General features: G+C 56.3%; 21 protein-coding genes. 11 read left to right on the top strand and 10 right to left on the bottom strand.

The window, feature by feature from the left end; all coding sequences use genetic code 11:
• Window positions 1-84: 84 nt before the first annotated feature.
• The 4 genes from BM261_RS02765 to minC are packed head-to-tail and all read right to left on the bottom strand — an operon-like array spanning window position 85 to window position 2,884.
• Window positions 85-1,023, bottom strand: a complete 939-nt coding sequence (locus tag BM261_RS02765; RefSeq protein WP_074894915.1) for a LysR substrate-binding domain-containing protein — start codon at window positions 1,021-1,023, stop codon at window positions 85-87.
• A 3-nt stretch (window positions 1,024-1,026) separates the two neighbouring features.
• Window positions 1,027-1,290 carry a cell division topological specificity factor MinE gene (gene minE, locus BM261_RS02760; RefSeq protein ID WP_049248617.1) on the bottom strand — a complete coding sequence of 88 codons (264 nt, stop codon included), beginning with the start codon at window positions 1,288-1,290 and terminating at the stop codon, window positions 1,027-1,029.
• A 1-nt stretch (window position 1,291) separates the two neighbouring features.
• A complete protein-coding gene (minD, locus tag BM261_RS02755) occupies window positions 1,292-2,104 on the bottom strand; it encodes a septum site-determining protein MinD (RefSeq protein WP_074894913.1) in 813 nt (270 codons plus the stop codon).
• 57 nt (window positions 2,105-2,161) lie between these two features.
• The gene (gene minC, locus BM261_RS02750; protein ID WP_074894911.1) at window positions 2,162-2,884 is read right to left on the bottom strand and encodes a septum site-determining protein MinC; all 723 of its coding nucleotides are present in this window, start codon (window positions 2,882-2,884) and stop codon (window positions 2,162-2,164) included.
• A 161-nt stretch (window positions 2,885-3,045) separates the two neighbouring features.
• Here minC and ftsE point away from each other — a divergent pair, with 161 nt between their 5' ends.
• The 6 genes from ftsE (at window position 3,046) to BM261_RS02720 (ending at window position 8,067) form a co-directional block, all read left to right on the top strand.
• Entirely contained in the window at window positions 3,046-3,699 is a 654-nt protein-coding gene (gene ftsE / locus BM261_RS02745; RefSeq protein WP_074894909.1) for a cell division ATP-binding protein FtsE, read from the top strand.
• The gene (ftsX, locus tag BM261_RS02740) at window positions 3,696-4,607 is read left to right on the top strand and encodes a permease-like cell division protein FtsX (protein ID WP_074894907.1); all 912 of its coding nucleotides are present in this window, start codon (window positions 3,696-3,698) and stop codon (window positions 4,605-4,607) included. Before ftsE ends, ftsX begins: the two co-directional genes overlap by 4 nt.
• 170 nt (window positions 4,608-4,777) lie before the next feature.
• Entirely contained in the window at window positions 4,778-5,707 is a 930-nt protein-coding gene (locus BM261_RS02735) for an alpha/beta hydrolase (protein WP_074894905.1), read from the top strand.
• A gap of 277 nt (window positions 5,708-5,984) precedes the next feature.
• A complete protein-coding gene (locus BM261_RS02730) occupies window positions 5,985-6,524 on the top strand; it encodes a DUF924 family protein (RefSeq protein ID WP_074894903.1) in 540 nt (179 codons plus the stop codon).
• A gap of 103 nt (window positions 6,525-6,627) precedes the next feature.
• Window positions 6,628-7,632 carry a quinone-dependent dihydroorotate dehydrogenase gene (locus BM261_RS02725; protein WP_074894901.1) on the top strand — a complete coding sequence of 335 codons (1,005 nt, stop codon included), beginning with the start codon at window positions 6,628-6,630 and terminating at the stop codon, window positions 7,630-7,632.
• A 150-nt stretch (window positions 7,633-7,782) separates the two neighbouring features.
• The gene (locus tag BM261_RS02720; RefSeq protein WP_049252957.1) at window positions 7,783-8,067 is read left to right on the top strand and encodes a PepSY domain-containing protein; all 285 of its coding nucleotides are present in this window, start codon (window positions 7,783-7,785) and stop codon (window positions 8,065-8,067) included.
• An 82-nt stretch (window positions 8,068-8,149) separates the two neighbouring features.
• On the opposite strand, the gene BM261_RS02715 is transcribed toward BM261_RS02720, so the two are convergent.
• The 6 genes from BM261_RS02715 to BM261_RS02690 form a co-directional block, all read right to left on the bottom strand.
• A complete protein-coding gene (locus BM261_RS02715; RefSeq protein ID WP_074894899.1) occupies window positions 8,150-9,865 on the bottom strand; it encodes a sigma-54-dependent transcriptional regulator in 1,716 nt (571 codons plus the stop codon).
• Window positions 9,855-11,450 carry a two-component system sensor histidine kinase NtrB gene (locus tag BM261_RS02710; protein ID WP_074894897.1) on the bottom strand — a complete coding sequence of 532 codons (1,596 nt, stop codon included), beginning with the start codon at window positions 11,448-11,450 and terminating at the stop codon, window positions 9,855-9,857. The genes BM261_RS02715 and BM261_RS02710 overlap by 11 nt, the downstream gene beginning before the upstream one ends.
• A 101-nt stretch (window positions 11,451-11,551) precedes the next feature.
• Window positions 11,552-13,858: a DNA topoisomerase IV subunit A gene (gene parC, locus BM261_RS02705; RefSeq protein ID WP_074894895.1), complete on the bottom strand. Its 2,307-nt coding sequence runs from the start codon at window positions 13,856-13,858 to the stop codon at window positions 11,552-11,554.
• A 146-nt stretch (window positions 13,859-14,004) separates the two neighbouring features.
• A complete protein-coding gene (locus BM261_RS02700; protein ID WP_074894893.1) occupies window positions 14,005-14,697 on the bottom strand; it encodes an LrgB family protein in 693 nt (230 codons plus the stop codon).
• A gap of 1 nt (window position 14,698) precedes the next feature.
• Entirely contained in the window at window positions 14,699-15,040 is a 342-nt protein-coding gene (locus BM261_RS02695; protein ID WP_074894890.1) for a CidA/LrgA family protein, read from the bottom strand.
• A 188-nt stretch (window positions 15,041-15,228) separates the two neighbouring features.
• Complete coding sequence (locus BM261_RS02690) at window positions 15,229-15,501, bottom strand: hypothetical protein (RefSeq protein ID WP_074894888.1); 273 nt, start codon at window positions 15,499-15,501, stop codon at window positions 15,229-15,231.
• Between the two features lie 111 nt (window positions 15,502-15,612).
• Here BM261_RS02690 and BM261_RS02685 point away from each other — a divergent pair, with 111 nt between their 5' ends.
• The 5 genes from BM261_RS02685 to BM261_RS02665 all read left to right on the top strand — a co-directional run bounded on the left by BM261_RS02685 (window position 15,613) and on the right by BM261_RS02665 (window position 17,863).
• Window positions 15,613-16,035, top strand: coding sequence for a CopD family protein (locus BM261_RS02685; protein ID WP_074894886.1), 423 nt, complete (start codon window positions 15,613-15,615; stop codon window positions 16,033-16,035).
• Between the two features lie 14 nt (window positions 16,036-16,049).
• On the top strand, window positions 16,050-16,535 hold the full coding sequence (locus tag BM261_RS02680) for a CYTH domain-containing protein (RefSeq protein ID WP_074894884.1): 486 nt from the start codon (window positions 16,050-16,052) through the stop codon (window positions 16,533-16,535).
• A gap of 79 nt (window positions 16,536-16,614) precedes the next feature.
• A complete protein-coding gene (locus BM261_RS02675) occupies window positions 16,615-16,974 on the top strand; it encodes a VacJ (protein ID WP_074894882.1) in 360 nt (119 codons plus the stop codon).
• 2 nt (window positions 16,975-16,976) lie between these two features.
• Complete coding sequence (locus tag BM261_RS02670; protein ID WP_074894880.1) at window positions 16,977-17,375, top strand: acyl-CoA thioesterase; 399 nt, start codon at window positions 16,977-16,979, stop codon at window positions 17,373-17,375.
• Entirely contained in the window at window positions 17,372-17,863 is a 492-nt protein-coding gene (locus tag BM261_RS02665; protein ID WP_074894878.1) for a TlpA family protein disulfide reductase, read from the top strand. The genes BM261_RS02670 and BM261_RS02665 overlap by 4 nt, the downstream gene beginning before the upstream one ends.
• Window positions 17,864-17,895: the final 32 nt, after the last annotated feature.

Here is a 17,895-nt window from a genome sequence, read left to right as displayed (position 1 = left end):
GAACCGGCATGGTGCCGGCAGTTTGTAAAGGAGGCCGTCTGAAAACCCGTTTTTCAGACGGCCTTTATTTGAAAACGGCAATATTCAAGCCGGAACGGCCCCGTTTTTTTCAGTAAAGTTCACCCCAGCCAACTGCGAACCGATAATGGCGTTACGTATCGCCGCCAATGCCTTGGGGCGGACGAAGTTGCGGCGGTAGGCAAGCACCACGCGCCGGGTCGGCACTTTTTCGGCAAACGGGATGATGCTGAACAGCAGGTGGTCGTTTTCGGTCAGCGCGGTGGCCGGCAATACGCTGATGGCCAGGCCGCTGGCCACCATATGGCGGATGGTATTGATGGAGCTGCCCTGCAGCGTATTGGTCAGGCCGCTGATTTTCTGCTTGGCCGCCAATTCGTTGCAGCCGGCAAGCACGTTGTCGCGCATACAGTTGCCCTCGGTCAGCAGCAAAACCTGCTCCTGCGCCAATTCGTGCTGGGTAACGGCATCGAGTTCTTCGAACGGATGCCCTTTGGGCACGATGACGAAAAAAGGTTCGTCATACAGCGGCTCGGTCAGAAGGCCTGTTTCCTGAAACGGCTCGGCAACGATAATGGCGTCCAAATCGCCGCGCTTGAGCGATTCGGTCAGCATATGGGTGTAATTCTCTTCCAACATCAAAGGCATATTCGGCGCAATTTCGCGCAGCGACAGAATCAGCTTGGGCAGAAGATACGGCGCGACAGTGAAAATCAGGCCGAGTTTGAACGCGCCGTCCAATTCATTCTGCTCTTCGCTGGCCAGCTGGCGGATAACGTCGGCCTCATCCAAAACACGCCGCGCCTGCGCCACGATACGCCCGCCCGCTTCGGTGGTGATAACCTCATTGCTGCTGCGGTCGAACAAAGAGAGTGCCAGCTCTTCTTCCAACTTCTTTATTGCAATCGAAAGCGTGGGCTGGCTGACATGGCAGCGTTGGGCGGCCCGGCCGAAATGCCGTTCTTGCGCAACGGCAACAATGTAACGCAATTCGGTCAGTGTCATGGCTTATGCCTTTTTCGGCTGGTCCGGCAGGGTGATGTTCAACTCCAACACGTCCAAGCCGTCCTGTTTTTCTTGAGAAATGCGGATATCGTCAAGCGAAACGTTCACATATTTCGACAACACTTCCAACAGTTCTTTCTGCAAGGTGGGCAGATAGTCGGGAGCCTGAGATTTGACGCGCTCCTGCGCGATGATAATCTGCAGGCGGTCGCGGGCAACTTCGGCCGATTTCTGTTTTTTGCCGAACAGCATATCGATCAACGACATATCAACCTCCGAACAAACGTTTGAAGAAGCCTTTTTTCTCGGCATCCAGAAAACGCATTTCGCGGTTTTCGCCCAACAGGCGGGCAATCACGTCTTTGTAGGCTTCCGCAGCCACCGCATCCTGCTGATGGATGACGGGCGTGCCGGCATTGGAGGCCTGCAATACGTTTTGCGATTCGGGAATCACGCCGATCAGGGGGATGCGCAGGATATCGCAGATATCGTCCACCGACAGCATCTCGCCTTTTTCCACCCGATCCGGCGAATAGCGCGTAATCAACAGGTGTTCTTTTACCTTTCCGCCCTGTTCCGCCTTACGGGATTTGCTTTGCAGAATGCCGAGGATGCGGTCGGAATCCCGCACGCTGGAAACCTCTGGGTTGGTGGTTACGATGGCTTCGTCGGCAAAATACAGTGCCATCAGTGCGCCTTGTTCGATACCGGCAGGCGAATCGCAGATGACGAATTCAAAACCCATCTCGCCGGTCAGCGTGTTCAGTACTTTTTCCACGCCTTCTTTGGTCAGCGCGTCTTTGTCGCGTGTTTGCGAGGCGGGCAGGATGAACAGTTTGTCGCAATGTTTGTCTTTAATCAGTGCCTGATTGAGGGTGGCTTCCCCTTGGATGACGTTGATCAGGTCGTATACCACGCGGCGTTCACAGCCCATAATCAAATCCAGGTTGCGCAAGCCGACGTCGAAGTCGATCACGGCGGTTTTATGGCCGCGGAGTGCCAAACCGGAAGCGATGCTCGCGCTGGTGGTGGTTTTACCCACACCGCCTTTGCCTGAAGTTACAACGATGATTTTTGCCACAATGTTTCCTTTACTTTCAATGCAAAATATTCAGGGTTCGAATGATACGGCATCCGGCTAAGCCGCGATGGCCGCAATGACCAAACGGTCGTCCTGCAGGTGTATCTGTACTGGCTTCCGATATAAATGTTCGGGCAACTGCTGTTCGAAGTTGCGGTAGATGCCCGCAATCGATACCAGTTCGGCCTGCATGGAATGAATGAAAATGCGTGCGTCGCGCCGCCCTTTGGCTCCCGCCAGCGCGCGGCCGCGCATCGATGCGTAGATATGGATGTTGCCGTCGGCAATCAGCTCCGCCCCTTCGCTGACCGTTCCGGTAACGATTAAGTCGGCGTTTTCCGCATACACCTGCTGCCCGGTCCGCACCGGATCGGCAACCAGGACGGTCGGATGTCCGACTTGTTTGGCCGTTTCGGAGGCGACTTCACTTGTGATTTCGGCCACCGTCCCCGCATCCGCCGTTTCCAGCGGAACAGGGCGGTCTTTGCCCGGCGGCGTAAAAGGCAGGCCGTTGTCGGCCGCCGTTGCCGCCCAGACTTCATCGCTGTGCCGCAAAGCGGCGACAGGCAGGCGGTGGCGGCGGAAAACGGCCAGCACGGCGGGCAAATCGGCCTCGGCTGGACGGAAATCCTGCATATCCAATATCAGCGGCAGGTTGAGCTCGCGATATTGCGCCGCGCACTTGGCCAATGCGGCATCCAATGCGGCGGCATCGGCATTGTGCAGATAAACGGCCAATGCGTCGGTGCGGGCGGATTTGATTTCAAAAGCAGGTTTCATGCTGCAGATACCATAAATTTTTTAAATAGACGCAGTTTACTGTATTTGCACGCCCCCATCAATTTTATTTATCCTTCAAGGCCGTCCGAACGGCTTTCAGACGGCCTGCGATTATTTTCGGCTATAATGCCGCCGTTTTTTATCGATAACCCCGTTTTTCCATGATACGTTTCGAACAAGTTTCCAAAACCTACAGAGGTGGTTTCCAGGCGCTGAAAAACGTCAGTTTCCAAATTGAAAAAGGCGAGATTATTTTTGTCGCCGGCCATTCGGGCGCAGGCAAATCGACCGTCCTCAAACTGATTGCCGGCATTACCAAACCGTCTTCCGGCAAAGTGTGGATGAACGGCCGAGACATCGGCAGCCTGAACGATAACCAAATCGGCTTCCTACGCCAGCATATAGGCATCGTTTTCCAAGACCATAAAATACTGTTTGACCGCAGCGTGCTGCAAAACGTCCTGCTGCCGTTGCAAATCATCGGTTACGGCCGTGCCGAAGCAGAAAAACGCGCGCGGGTGGCAATTGCGAAAGTCGGACTTGCCGGACGTGAGAACGCCGACCCCGTCACCCTTTCCGGCGGCGAACAGCAACGCCTGTGCATCGCGCGCGCCGTCGTCCACCAGCCCAGCCTGCTGATTGCCGACGAACCCTCGGCCAACCTCGACCGCGCCTACGCACTCGACATCATGGAACTGTTCAAAACCTTTCACGAAGCGGGCACCACCGTCATCGTCGCCGCCCATGACGAAACCCTGATGGCCGATTACGGCCACCGCATTTTGCGCCTGCAGGAAGGCAGGTTTGCCTCATGAACTACTTCACCCTACACTTCGAAGCGGCCAAAAACGCCGTCCGCCAGCTGTTCAAACAACCTTTGGCCACCCTGCTGATACTCGTTATGCTGGCCATCGCCATGAGCCTGCCGCTGGCACTCTACCTCGGCGTGCAAAGCAGCCAGGCCGTACTCGGCAAACTGAACGAATCGCCGCAAATCACCCTATATATGGAACAAAACGCCGACGAAGCCGACAGCGCCGTCGTCAAAGAACTGCTTGCCGCCGACAAACGGATTGAAAAAAGCGAATTTATCGGCAAGGCGCAGGGTTTGAGCGAACTGCAAACCAGCATGGGCGAGCAAGACATCGTCTCCATGCTCGACAGCAACCCGCTGCCCGACGCATTCGTCGTCAGCCCCAAGCCCGGTGGTACGCCGTCTGAAATGCAGGCACTGAGGCAGGATTTGGCCAAACTGCCGATGGTGGAATCCGCCCAACTCGACACCGAATGGATGCAAACCCTCTACCAAATCGACGATTTCGTCCAAAAAGTGTTGGCCTTCCTGTCCGTTACCCTCAGCGTGGCCTTCGTTTTGGTGGCGCACAACACCATCCGGCTGCAAATTCTCAGCCGCAAAGAAGAAATCGAAATCACCAAACTCCTAGGCGCGCCGTCCTCCTTCATCCGCCGCCCCTTCCTCTATCAGGCCGTCTGGCAGAGCCTCCTGGCCACAGGTCTGAGCCTTGCCCTGTGCGCCTGGCTGATACACGCCACCCAGCCCCTGGTGGCACAGATTTTCCGCCCCTACGGCCTCAACATCGAATGGCGTTTTTTCCACACATGGGAATGGCTGTCCGTCTGCGGCATCGTCGCCGCACTCGGCATCGCCGGCGCATGGCTGGCCACACGGCAACACCTGCTCAGCTTCAAAGCCAAACGCTGACACACAGGCCATCTGAAACGGGCGTAGCGAGTTTCTGTGAAGCTAATAAAACGAGGCTTCCGTCAGGAAACAGGGTTTCTGCAAAACAGAAACAAAAACGGCAAAATCCAAACACCCTCGCCAAACCCTTTCAGACGGCCTCCCGACCCACCCACCACAACGAGCAGCCCATGAACAAACACCTCCTCCCCCTTGCCCTGATTACCGCCGCGAGCATCGTTTCCGCCGCACCGACACCCAACAACGAAATCACCCGCCGCGCCGACACAACCGTCCTCTCGCAGCAGCACAACGCCTACACCTTCCACACACTCGACATCAAAGACAGCCAAAACCGGCCGCACCGCATCTTCGTCGGCATTCCCAAAGCCGCCCCGCCCGCCCGCGGCTTCCCTGCCCTTTACGCACTCGATGGCAACGCCCTGCTCGAATACCTCGCCCCCGACCGCCTCAAACTCCCGCCCGAGCAACTGCCCGTCCTCGTCCTCATCGGTTACCCGACCGAACTGCGTTTCGATACCGCCGCCCGCGCCTACGACTACACCCCGCCCGACCCGCAAGGCAAAACCATGCCCGACCAGCTGACACCCGAACGCAGCAACGGCGGCGCACCGCCATTCCTCCATTTCATCCTGCACCAAGTCCGGCCGCAAATCGACCGCCTCGTCCGCACCGACCCGCACAAACAAACCCTGTGGGGACACTCCTACGGCGGCCTGTTCGTCCTCCACACCCTGTTCAACGAGCCGCAGGCCTTCACCCGCTATGTTGCCGCCGACCCCTCGCTGTGGTGGCAAAACGGCCTGATGCTGCAATACGCCGAACCGTTTTTCAGACGGCCTCCTCCAAGCAACCTGAGCCTTACCATCGAAAAAAGCGGTACAAACGACAACAAACGACCCGCCAACCCGCAACAGGCCGCCATGCTATCCCACCGAGAAGCCGTTACCCGCGCCGTGCCGCCCGACAGTGCCAAACAACTGGCAGAACGCCTGCAGCAACACGGCCTGCAGGTGCAATACCGCCACCACGCCGACCTTACGCACGGCGGAGTGCTGACCGAATCGTTCGAACAAACCCTGCCCGAAGCAGCCAAATAAACACAAGCCGTCTGAAAACCCTGCTTCCGTCAGGAAGCAGGGTTTCTGCGAAGCTAAAACGAGCGCAGCGGGTTTCTGCGAAGCCAAAACGAGGTTTCCGCTAGGAAGCAGAGTTTCTACAGAATCCAAACAAAGTTTCCGACAAAAATCGGCGTTGTTGCGAAATCCCAATAAACCCTTTGCCATCGCCGCAAACCTTGCCAAGCAACCGCAACCAGTGTTTTCAGACGGACTCGGATGCCCTGCCGCCCCTGTCTCCAATCAGAAAGGAAAATCAATGAATGCCCAAGACGTATTGGATTTTTGGTTTGCCGAATCAAACCGCCCGTTTTGGTTTGCCAAAAACGACGATTTCGACCAACAAATCCGCAGCCGTTTTTTCCCGCTGTGGCAACAGGCGGCGGCAGGAGAACTGGCCGACTGGCGCGACACCTTGCGCGGCAGGCTGGCCGAAATCATCGTACTCGACCAATTTTCACGCAACCTGTTCCGCGACAGCCCGGCCGCCTTCGCGCAAGATTTGGCCGCCGTCTGCCTCGCGCAGGAAGCCCTCCGCCTGCCCGGATTCGCCGCCATGAAAGAGGAAGAGCGGCATTTCATACTGATGCCGCTGATGCACAGCGAAAGCCGCGCCATCCACACCCAAGCCGCCGCGCTGTTCGAACGCTACACTTCCGAATCAGCGTCGGATTTCGAATTGCGGCACAAAGCCGTCATCGACCGCTTCGGCCGTTATCCGTACCGCAATGCCGTTTTGGGCCGGAAAAGCACGGCTGAGGAACAAGATTTCCTCAGCCGGCCGGGTTCGTCGTTTTAAACACTGCGGCCTGCCTGCCGGAAGCGGTATTTCCCGCCGCATGGCCGATACGTTTTTAGGTTAAAATGACCCTTCCTTCCCTATTTTTCAGACGGCCTCCATCATGTATTCACTACTCCGACCCCTGATTTTCCGCCTGGAACCCGAACAGGCCCACCACACCACTTTGGCCATGCTGAAACTGGCCGCCCGTTTCGGCCTGACCGCCCCCGTACCGCCGCGCAGCCGCCCCACCGAACTGATGGGTCTGCAGCTGCCCAATCCGGTCGGGCTGGCCGCCGGACTGGATAAAAACGGCGAATATATCGACGCGCTGGCCGCACTCGGTTTCGGCTTCATCGAAATCGGCACCGTTACCCCCAGGCCGCAGGACGGCAACCCGCAGCCGCGCCTGTTCCGCCTGCCCGAGCAACAGGCCATCATCAACCGCATGGGTTTCAACAACCACGGCATCGACGCAGCCATTCGCAACATCGAAAAAAGCGCGTACCGAGGCATACTGGGCATCAACATCGGCAAAAATGCCGTTACCCCGATTGAAAACGCCGCCGACGACTATTTAATCTGTCTGGAAAAGGCCTACGCCCATGCCGACTACATCACCGTCAATATTTCCTCGCCCAACACCAAAAATCTGCGTGCCCTGCAAGGCGGCGACGAACTGACCGCCCTGCTGACCGCGCTGAAAGACAAACAGGCGCAACTGGCCGTATCCCACGGCCGCTATGTGCCGCTGGCAGTCAAAATCGCGCCCGACCTGGACGAAACGCAAATCGCCGACATCGCCCATGTGGTGCAAAACGTCGAAATGGACGGTATCATCGCCACCAACACCACCATCGACAAAACGGCCTTGGGCAACCATCCGCTCGCCCAAGAACAAGGCGGCCTTAGCGGCCTGCCGGTGCGCGAAAAAAGCAATCTCGTCCTGCGCCGTTTGGCCGAAATATTGGGCAGCACCGTCCCCATCATCGGCGTAGGCGGCATCGTCTGCGGCGAAGATGCGGCGGAGAAACTGCGGCTCGGCGCAACGGCGGTCCAACTCTACAGCGGCCTGATCTACCAAGGGCCGGAGCTGGTACGCGAATGCATGAACTCCTGCCGCTGAATCAATACATCAGGCCGTCTGAAAAAGGTTTTTCAGACGGCCTTTTTGACAGCTTTACACTTCGATTACACTCCTCTAATTTTCCCCTAATCCGAATACGGTTTAATAACACCCATCGAAACAACATTCACCAACCGAAAGGAAAACATCATGAAAAAATTCCTCATTACCGCCATCATCGCCCTGTCTGCCGCTTCTGCTTCGGCCAACGACTACATCGAACATCAGATTTACAGCGACAAAAACTTCGAACAAAACCGTGCTAAAGCAGTCAGAATGTTGGAGCAACGCGGTTACCAAGTACACGAAATCGATCCCGACGACCACTGGGGAAAACCTGTACTGGAAATCGAAGCCTATAAAAACGGCCGCGAATACGACATCATTCTGTCCTATCCCGACCTGAAAATCATCCGTGAGACAATAGACTACTAATTAGTCTGCAACACATTCGAACAGGCCGTCTGAAAACCTTTTTCAGACGGCCTGTTTTCTTTTGGTAAACAACGGCGGGCGTTTATTCGATACTCAACCGTTCCATGCGGTAACGCATCGAACGGAAACTGATGCCCAGCAGCTTGGCGGCCTGCGTGCGGTTATAGCGCGTAATTTGCAAGGCCTGCTCGATAATCGAACGCTCCAACAGGTCGAGATATTCCTGAATCTGCGTCCGGCCGGGCATAAACTGCGGCAAATCGTCGAAATTCATCGGCGGCAGTTCCGCAGCATCGTCCGCAGCCGTTTCGACGACGGCTTCAGCCTGCGGCTCGGCTGGCGAACGGGCCGGCAAATCGCTGAGGCGCGGGCCGTTTCCTGCGGTCAGCTGCAAATCGTCTACTTGGATGATGTTGCCGATCGTCAGGGCAATGGCGCGTTCCAAGATGTTTTCCAATTCGCGGAAGTTGCCCGGATAGCTGTACGATAACAAGGCTTCCTGTGCCTTGGGGCTGAGTTTGTAGCCGCCCGGCACGCCGTCGCGGTATTTGTTCAACAGGCGCAGAATCAGGCCGCCTAAATCTTCGCGCATCTCGCGCAGCGGGGGCATATGCAGGGTAACGACGTTGAGGCGGTAGTATAAGTCTTGGCGGAATGCGCCGCTTTCTACCAGTGCTTCTAGGTTTTTGTGGGTGGCGCAGATGATGCGCACATCCACAGGCGTTTCTTTGGCATCACCGATACGGCGGACGGCCTTTTCCTGAATGGCACGCAGGAGTTTGACCTGCATGGCCAACGGCAAATCGGCAACTTCGTCGAGGAACAGCGTGCCGCCGTCGGCATGTTGGAAAAAGCCGAGACGGTCTTGATCTGCACCGGTAAAGCTGCCTTTTTTGTAACCGAAAAATTCGCTTTCCATCAGGTTTTCGGGAATTGCGCCGCAGTTCACCGCGATAAACGGGCCGACCGTACGCGGAGACAGTTCGTGTATGCTGCGGGCAGCCTGCTCTTTACCCGAACCGGATTCGCCGGAAATGTAAACCGGCACGTTGCTTCCGGCCAAGCGGCGGATTAAGTGGCGCACTTCCACCATCTGCGGCGACATACCCAAAAGGCGCGGCATATCGATATCGCCGCCGACTTCCGGCTCCGATGCCATACCTGCTGCAGCCTGGGTATTTTGCGTCGGGGCACTGCGGAAACGCTCGCGCAGGGAACTCAATGCACTCGGAGGCGTCATCGGACGGTCTATACCGCCGGAAATGCCTTTCCTGACGGTTTTCGCCGCGCTTTCAGACGGCCTTGAGGGGACGGCTGCTATGGGCTGCGGCCTCGGCGGCACGAATGAAGGAACAGGTTGGGCAGCCGGAGCGGGGGGCGTAGGTGCGGCCGGAGCAGCCTGAGGCTTTTCTTCGGGCTCGTTTACTTTGACAGCCGATTTGACCAACGAACGCAGTTGCGACAAGGTAATCGGTTTTTGCAGGTAGTCGAACGCACCCTCTTTCAATGCCTCCACTGCCTGGTCGGCATTACCGAAAGCGGTAATCACGGCCACGGGCGTGTCAAGCATCAGCTTATTGATATGTTGCACCACTTCCAAACCCGAACCGTCGGGCATACGCATATCCGTCAATACCAGCGAATAGTCGTTGTTTTCCAATTTTTCTTTGGCATCGTCCACACCGACGGCGGTTTCCACCCGCAGCCCCATCTTCATCAGGGTCATTTCCATCAGGTCGCGAATGTCCGCCTCGTCGTCTACGACCAATACCGGATATTGCAGATCGTTACTCTTCATGATTGTTGTCTTTCGGTAAAATCAATTCGAATCCATTCAATTCGGGATGGTAGTGCAACTGTCCCAAGTTGGCATGAGCCAGTTCTCGTGCAACATACAGTCCCAGCCCGGTGCCGCCTTTTTCGGTAGTGAAAAACGGCTCGAACAGCTGGTTGCGGATTTCGGGGGCCGCTCCCGGGCCATCATCCGACACCACAATCGAAACATTCAGTTTGCCGCTCGGCTTAATCGATACTTGGATGGCGTCACTGCCTTTCGTACTGTGCCGCCAAGCGTTGTTGCACAAATTCCACATAATTTGCTGTACATGCATGGGATCTGCCGTAACGGTCAGATTTTTGCCCTGCATTTCCATTTTGATGCAACCGACCGAACTTGGGTTGTTCAGTGTAAATTCCTGCTTGAATGCCAGCCAGAATTTCATCAGATTGATGCTTTCGCGGCCGAGGTTGTCTTTTTTGTTCAATGTAGAAACATCTTCCAGCATCTTGTCGATACGACGAATATTACCGTCGATGATACCGTGCAATTTCTTGCTGACCGGGTCTTCTATGCCTTCCTGCAGCAAGTCGTTGGCATGACGGATGGCGGACATCGGATTGCGGATTTCATGCGCCAGATTGGCGGTCAGCTGGCCGAGGGAAGCCAGTTTGGTTGCCATGGCTTCGGCAGCGATTTCACGCAACGAGCGCAAAAACAACATTAGCAATTTGCCGTCTTCCTGCACCATGGGCACGGCACGGACGTGCATGGAAAATCGATGCAGATGGATGTCGGCCTCGAACGGTTTTTCAGGGTTTAACAACCAACGCGCAACCAAATCTTCGAAAATCGGTTCTTTATGCTCTGCCGCCAAGCCGGAAAAATAATTCTTCGCCTGACGGTTAAACAGCCAGACTTTCAATTCCGGATCAATCACAATCACCGCTTCCTGCACCCGGTTCAACACCAGCTGGTTCAGCCCGCGCACGCGGTTGTAGTTCCGTTTGTGCTTCCGTGCCGAAGCAGTGGCATCGCGCAGGAAAGTGGCACTGTATGAAGTAAGATAAGCCACGGCAAACGATGCCCCAATCAACATAATGGCCGTACCGATATTTCGGCCGTCCCATGTGTCGGCATCCAAACTCAATTGGTCGCTCAAAAACATCACGCACAGGATGCACACCGTGGTAAAGCCGGCATACAGGGCCGGAAACTTGCCGTAACTGAGCATGCACGATGTGGCGACAAACGGCAGCACCAAAATACCGACACCCGTCCCTATACCGCCTGTCAAGTACACCAAGGCCATAATCATCACGATATCGACTACCGCGCTGGCATTGGGCAATTTATCGTTTTCCTGCCGCACCCAATGCGGCCGGATAATCGAAATCAGGGTAATTCCGGCATAAACGGCGGCCCAAATGTAGAAAATGGTCGGCGGCACCATTTTTTTCAGCCCGGCGTTTTCCGAGAAAACCGACATCATATACAGCACAAACATCGACAGCAGGATGGTCAACCGGCAGACATTGAGCAGCCACGGAATTCGACCCACCTGTTCGTTCCATTCATCAATTTTTGAGGAAAAGGATTTATCCATGTTCGTATCGGTTTCGCAATCGTTCTATCGGTTATTCTAACGGTCTTTTGTCTAGATTATCGCATAGCAGCATTTTTAGATTTTTGAGACAGCCTCAACGGTTAATCGCCCGCCTTAATGGTTTTCAGACGACCTGATACGTCCAAAACCTTCCCTTTTTTGCCGCGTTTGCCGTCGATGTCGCAAATGCGCAATTTTTCCTGATGCGCCGCACCGCGTTTGCCGACGGTTTCAACGATAAATTCCGCAGACGTGGTAACGAGGATGTGCTCCAAAGACGCGCCGTCGGTCAGCGACATCAACTGCAAACCGCGCCCTTTGGGCATGACTTTGAGTTCACCGATGGAAAACGCCAAGAGGCGGTGGTCGCTACTTGCCAGTACGATTTTGCAGTCGGGGTTGATGAGCGAAGAGGCATAAACCGCAATCGGCGGCAGGACGGTTTCGCCGCTATCCACGGTCATCACCACTTTGCCTGCTTTCACGCGTCCGACCATATCGCCCAGTTTGGCGATGAAGCCGTAGCCGCCACTGCCTGAGAGTAGGTAGTGCTGTTCGGGCTGACCGGTGAGCATGGCGACGGGTTTTGCGCCGTTTTGCAGCTCGATTAACGATGAAACCGGCACGCCGTCGCCACGTCCGCCAGGGATTTCAGCGGCATCGAGCGTGTAGGTTCTGCCCAATGAATCGAGGATGACAACGGGTAAAACGGTGCGGCCTTCAAGGGTTTGTTTGAGGCGGTCGCCTTCTTTAAACGCAGTTTGGCTCAAATCAAGGTTGTGTCCGGCACGGCTGCGTATCCAGCCTTTTTCCGACAAAATCAGCGTGATCGGTTCGTCGGCGGTGGTTTGCGTCAGCACGGCGCGTCCGGCTTCTTCCACCAGCGTGCGGCGCGCGTCGCCGAACTGCTTCATGTCCGCCTGCATCTCTTTGATAATCAGCTTGCGTTTTTCGTTTTCGTCGCCCAAAAGGATATTCAGACGACCTTGTTCTTCGCGCAACTCGTTCAATTCTTTTTCGAGTTTGAAACCTTCCAAACGCGCCAACTGACGCAGGCGGATTTCCAAAATGTCTTCGGCTTGGATTTCGGTCAGCCCGAACGCCGCCATCAAATCGGTTTTCGGGTCGTCTGACTCGCGGATGACTTTAATCACTTCGTCGATGTGTAGAAAGACTTTCAGACGGCCTTCAAGGATGTGCAACCGTTTTTCTACTTGGTTCAAACGGAATTTCAGACGGCGTGTTACGGTCACGACGCGGAAATTCAGCCATTCCTGCAAAATCGTTTTCAGGTTTTTCTGCGCGGGGCGGTTGTCCAGCCCCATCATCACCAAGTTCATGGACACATTACCTTCCAGCGAAGTCTGCGCCATCAGCGTGTTGATGAAGGTATCCGTATCGATGCGGCTGGATTTTGGTTCGAACACAAGGCGCACGGGATGTTCACCGTCGGACTCGTCGCGCACGCGGTCGATTAAATCCAGCATCAGCTTTTTGGTGTTGAGCTGGTCTTGGTTCAGCTGCTTTTTGCCCGCTTTCGGTTTTGGGTTGGTTTGCTCTTCGATTTCGGCAAGGATTTTGGCGGAATTGGCGTTTGGCGGCAGCTCGGTCACAATCACGCGCCATTGCCCGCGCGCCAGCTTCTCGATTTCATAACGGGCACGCACGCGCACGCTGCCTTTGCCGGTTTCGTAAATCCGGCGCAATTCGTCCGCCGGCGTGATGATTTGACCGCCGCCAGCAAAATCGGGCGCGGGGATGTACTGCATCAGGTCGGCAGTTTCCAGCGTCGGTTTCTTCAACAGCGCAATCGCCGCCTGCGTCACTTCGTTCAAATTGTGCGACGGAATTTCAGTCGCCATGCCCACTGCGATGCCTGACGCACCGTTGAGCAACACCATAGGCAGGCGGGCGGGCAGGTGCAGCGGTTCGTCAAACGCACCGTCGTAGTTCGGCACGAAATCCACCGTCCCCTGATTGATTTCGGACAATAGCAATTCCGCAATCGGCGTCAGCCGCGCTTCGGTGTAACGCATCGCCGCCGCCCCGTCGCCGTCGCGCGAACCGAAGTTGCCGATGCCGTCGATTAAGGGATAGCGCAAGGTAAAATCCTGCGCCATCCGCACCATCGCCTCATAGGCGGAACTGTCGCCGTGCGGGTGGTATTTACCCAAAATCTCACCGACCACGCGCGCCGATTTCACCGGCTTCGCCCCCGCCGTCAAACCCATATCGCGCATGGCAAACAAAATGCGCCGCTGCACGGGCTTCTGGCCGTCTGAAACTTCAGGCAGCGCGCGGCCTTTGACCACGCTCATGGCGTATTCGAGATAGGCGCGTTCGGCGTACTGACCTAACAGCAGGTAGTCTTCGCCGACGGGGGATGGGACGGAAACGTGTTCGTTCATGTACAAAAAATCGGGTAAACAAAAGTTAAGGGACGGTATTGTAAAGCAAATACCTCTTTTTGGCATCGGTATGCGGAATCAGGCATGAGGCCGTCTGAAAAAACCGCACATGGTTTTCAGACGGCCTCATGATGTCGGGCGGATACTTACACGCCCATCAGGGGAATCAGCAGCGGTACTAAAACTGCGGTCAATACGCCGTTGAAAATCAGCCCGAGGCTGGCATAGGCGGCAAACTTTTTCCCGCGCTCCAACGAGGCGGCAATGCCCATCGCGTGCGAGGCCGAACCCATCGACATCCCTTGCGACATCGGCTTGGTCAGCGTACCCGCGCTCATAATGCGGTAACCCGCCATCTGCCCGATCATGCCGGCGGCGATAACGGTGGCGGCGGTAATGGCGGGAATCCCGCCTATGCTTTGGGTGATTTCGATGGCAATCGGATTAGTGACCGATTTGGCGGCCAGGCTCAACACCACAGCGCGCCCCGCGCCCATAAATTTGGCGATATACACCGCGCTGACGATGCCGGTAACGCTGCCCACGGCCTGCGATAGCACAATCGGCAGCCATTGGCGGCGGATTTTGTCCCAATTCAAATAAAGCGGCACGGCCAGCCCGACCACCACCGGCTTGAGCCAGAAATCAATAAACTGCGCCGCGTTGTGATAGGCGGCGTAATTTATGCCTGCGAGCTTCAAATAAAGGATGACGACGGCGGTGGTGCACACCACGGGATTGACAAACATGCTGCCGGTACGTGCCCGCAGCAGATTGACCGCCCAATAAAACGTAATCGTCAGCCACAGCAACACAATCGGATGGCGCAACATTTCCATTTCAACGCCTCCGCAGCAGTTCGTGGGTCTTGCCGGTGGCGAACATTACCGCCAACGTGCTCAACAGCGTGGATGCCGCAATCGCCCAAAAATCCTCGGCCAGCAAATCGAAATACCCCATCACCGCGACGCAGGGCGGCACGAGGAACAGCGAGAGGTTGGCCATCATCACATCCACCAGCCCCTGAAGCCATGCCGCCTTCACCCACTTCATGTGCAGCGAAACAAACAGCAAGGCCATGCCGATGATGCTTCCGGGCAGCTTCATGCCCGTAAAATGAATCACGGCCTCCCCCAAGGCGAGGAAGCCGAAAATAATGCTGAGCGCGCGTATCAGGTGCATGGATGTGTCCTCTAATGAATCGATATTTTTCTTATCGGCCGAACAAGAAGCGGCCTGAATGTGATTCACTATAGCCGCCTACTTAACAAAAGGCAACACGGCGGCAACCTGTCCCGACACGGAGAGAGGCCGTCTGAAAACCGCATTTCGGGTTTTCAGACGGCCTCCAAACCGGATTCAAAGCAGGCTTATTTGCGCGCCTGAGCCTTTTTCTCCGCCGCTTCCAAACGCGCGGCCACATAATCCACCATCAAATCCTTTTTCTCCCAGAAAAAGGTTTGCATTTTCTGCAGCGAATAAATGCGGCGCACCATGCCCGGCAAACCCTCATGGATAATCGCGGCCACCAACTTATTGGTTTCCTCCGCATCCATCGCCGTTTTCAGGTCTATGCCGCGCTCGGCCAAAAAGGCATTCAAATTCTTAACGACGCCGCCGTGGATTTCAAACTGGTTCAACATCACGCTTTCCCTTATGGATTTGGTTTAAGGACACCCATTTTAACAAAATCCGCCCCTGCCTACTATATAATGCCGCCCGACCCGTATCACGGGCAGAAAGGCCGTCTGAAAATGTATCCCTGGTTTAAATTGCTGCACCTCTTCTTCATCATCTCCTGGTTTGCCGGACTTTTCTACCTGCCGCGCATCTATGTGAACCTCGCGCAGGTGGAAGACACCGGATCCGCCGAATACCGCCGCCTGCTCGAAATGTCGCAGCGGCTGATGCGCTTCATGACCCCGCTGGGCATCGGAGCCGCCCTGTTCGGCATCCTCATCCCCTTCGCCACCAGTTGGTGGGTTTACGGCTGGGTGCACCTCAAACTCACGCTCGGCCTCCTCCTCCTCGCCTACCACGCCTACTGCGCCCGCCTGCTGCACGACTTCGCCGCCCGCCGCAACCGCCACAGCCACAAATGGTACCGCGTCTTCAACGAAATACCCGTCCTGATGATGATTGCCGCACTTTACCTCGTTATATTCAAACCATTCTGAAAGGCCGTCTGAAAATGACCATCGAAATAGAACGCCGCTTCCTCCCCGCAAACGACGGCTGGCGCGCCGAAGCCGGCGAACCCGAACTGCTCGCCCAAGGCTACCTCAGCGTCGAAAAAGAACGCACCATCCGCGTCCGTATCATCGGCAGCCGGGCTTGGCTGACCCTGAAAGGCTACATTTCCGACATCACCCGCAGCGAATACGAATACGAAATCCCCCTCGAACACGCACGCGGAATCATGGACACCATGTGCCCGTTCACACTGGAAAAACACCGCTACACCGTCCGACACGGCGGCTTCACCTTCGAAATCGACGAATACTTCGGCGCAAACGCCCCGCTCGTCGTTGCCGAAATCGAACTGCCCGCCGAAGACACCCCCTTCGAACGCCCGTCCTGGCTGGGCCGCGAAATCACCGCCGACGGCCGCTACACCAACGCCTACCTGAGCAAACACTCCTATTCCGACTGGCCGCCGCAGGAGCGCGAAGCCTGAAACCGCAGCACACGGATGACGAAACCGCCGGCACACATTATCATAGCCGCCGTCCCAACCGACATTTAAGGAAAACACCATGTACGAAGTAAACCGAAGCCTCTTCCTGCTGATTCCCCGCGAACCCTTCTGGCACTGGCTGCACAGCATAGGCACCGACCTTTCCGACTTCACCCTCGAAGACCTGCAAGACGATGCCAACGCCTACCTCACCGACCCCTGCAACAACACGGACGAAATCTGGGACAGCATCGAAGGCCGCGTCGAAGAAATCTTCGCCGCCGAACTGGCCGACTGGTGCGAAGACGACAGCCTGTGGCCCGACCTCCACCCCGACATCTTCGCCGAATGGTTCGACATCCGCACCGCCACGGTCGTTACCGACCTCACCGCCGAACCGCTCGCACGCGAAGCCTTCCAACCGCTGGATTTAGACTGAAAATGAGCGACACCGCCATCCGCATCCGCAACTACCACCTCGACGGATACGGCCACGTCAACAACGCGCGCTACCTCGAATTCCTCGAAGAAGCGCGCTGGCATTTTTTCGAACGGTACAACCTGCTCGCCGGCTTGGGCGGCATTTCCATCCTTGTCGCCCGTGCCGACATCCGCTACCTGCGCCCCGCCACCGAAGGCGACACCCTCCTCATCCGCAGCAGCATCCGCACACTCGAACCGGAGCGCACCGTCATCCGCCAAACCGCAACCCTGGCGCATAACGGCAAAACCGCCGTTCAGGCCGACATCACCGTCGTCCCCGTTTCAGACGGCCGCGGCACCTGCTTCCCGCCCGACGTTTACACCCTCCTGCAACAACTGCAAAACCGCCAACCATGAAAAAACTCATCCCCGTCGCCGCAGCCGCCCTCATCGCTGGCCTGCTGGCCTTCGTCCTGATACCCGCCAAACCGGCCGCCCCCGCCTTTTCCCTGACCAGCCTCAACGGCCGCCCCGTAAACAACGGCACCCTGAACGGCAAAGTCAGCTTCATCAATTTCTGGTATCCCTCCTGCCCCGGCTGCGTCAAAGAAATGCCCCTGGTCATCAAAATGGCGCACGACTACCAATCGCGGCCTGACTTCCAAGTCATCGGCATCTCCCTGCCCTTCGACCCCCTCCCCGCCGTACAAACCTACGCCGCCGAAAAAGGCATGAACTTCACCGTCGCCTACGACGGCGGGAAAACCACCGCCACGGCCTTCGGCACGCAGGTTTACCCGACTTCCGTCCTCATCAACAAAAAAGGCGAAGTCTTGAAAACCTTCGTCGGCGAACCCGACTTCGCCGAACTCTACCGCCAAATCGACGAAGAACTGGCAAAATAACTCCGACACCAAACAGAGGCCGTCTGAAAACA

The organism is Neisseria elongata subsp. elongata, from assembly GCF_900113545.1.
GTDB classification, from domain to species: Bacteria; Pseudomonadota; Gammaproteobacteria; order Burkholderiales; family Neisseriaceae; genus Neisseria; species Neisseria elongata.
The sequence above is the reverse complement of the archived record's forward strand: the minus strand, read 5'-3'. Positions and strand labels throughout refer to the sequence as shown.

Coding starts and splice junctions, on each gene's coding strand:
- BM261_RS02685 (WP_074894886.1), top strand. CDS start 15,613: ATGTATCCCTGGTTTAAATTGCTGCACCTCTTCTTCATCATCTCCTGG.
- ftsX (WP_074894907.1), top strand. CDS start 3,696: ATGAACTACTTCACCCTACACTTCGAAGCGGCCAAAAACGCCGTCCGC.
- BM261_RS02695 (WP_074894890.1), bottom strand. CDS start 15,040: ATGCACCTGATACGCGCGCTCAGCATTATTTTCGGCTTCCTCGCCTTG.
- BM261_RS02730 (WP_074894903.1), top strand. CDS start 5,985: ATGAATGCCCAAGACGTATTGGATTTTTGGTTTGCCGAATCAAACCGC.
- BM261_RS02735 (WP_074894905.1), top strand. CDS start 4,778: ATGAACAAACACCTCCTCCCCCTTGCCCTGATTACCGCCGCGAGCATC.
- parC (WP_074894895.1), bottom strand. CDS start 13,858: ATGAACGAACACGTTTCCGTCCCATCCCCCGTCGGCGAAGACTACCTG.
- BM261_RS02680 (WP_074894884.1), top strand. CDS start 16,050: ATGACCATCGAAATAGAACGCCGCTTCCTCCCCGCAAACGACGGCTGG.
- ftsE (WP_074894909.1), top strand. CDS start 3,046: ATGATACGTTTCGAACAAGTTTCCAAAACCTACAGAGGTGGTTTCCAG.
- BM261_RS02710 (WP_074894897.1), bottom strand. CDS start 11,450: ATGGATAAATCCTTTTCCTCAAAAATTGATGAATGGAACGAACAGGTG.
- BM261_RS02690 (WP_074894888.1), bottom strand. CDS start 15,501: ATGTTGAACCAGTTTGAAATCCACGGCGGCGTCGTTAAGAATTTGAAT.
- BM261_RS02700 (WP_074894893.1), bottom strand. CDS start 14,697: ATGGAAATGTTGCGCCATCCGATTGTGTTGCTGTGGCTGACGATTACG.
- BM261_RS02765 (WP_074894915.1), bottom strand. CDS start 1,023: ATGACACTGACCGAATTGCGTTACATTGTTGCCGTTGCGCAAGAACGG.
- minE (WP_049248617.1), bottom strand. CDS start 1,290: ATGTCGTTGATCGATATGCTGTTCGGCAAAAAACAGAAATCGGCCGAA.
- BM261_RS02665 (WP_074894878.1), top strand. CDS start 17,372: ATGAAAAAACTCATCCCCGTCGCCGCAGCCGCCCTCATCGCTGGCCTG.
- BM261_RS02670 (WP_074894880.1), top strand. CDS start 16,977: ATGAGCGACACCGCCATCCGCATCCGCAACTACCACCTCGACGGATAC.
- BM261_RS02715 (WP_074894899.1), bottom strand. CDS start 9,865: ATGAAGAGTAACGATCTGCAATATCCGGTATTGGTCGTAGACGACGAG.
- BM261_RS02725 (WP_074894901.1), top strand. CDS start 6,628: ATGTATTCACTACTCCGACCCCTGATTTTCCGCCTGGAACCCGAACAG.
- BM261_RS02675 (WP_074894882.1), top strand. CDS start 16,615: ATGTACGAAGTAAACCGAAGCCTCTTCCTGCTGATTCCCCGCGAACCC.
- BM261_RS02720 (WP_049252957.1), top strand. CDS start 7,783: ATGAAAAAATTCCTCATTACCGCCATCATCGCCCTGTCTGCCGCTTCT.
- minC (WP_074894911.1), bottom strand. CDS start 2,884: ATGAAACCTGCTTTTGAAATCAAATCCGCCCGCACCGACGCATTGGCC.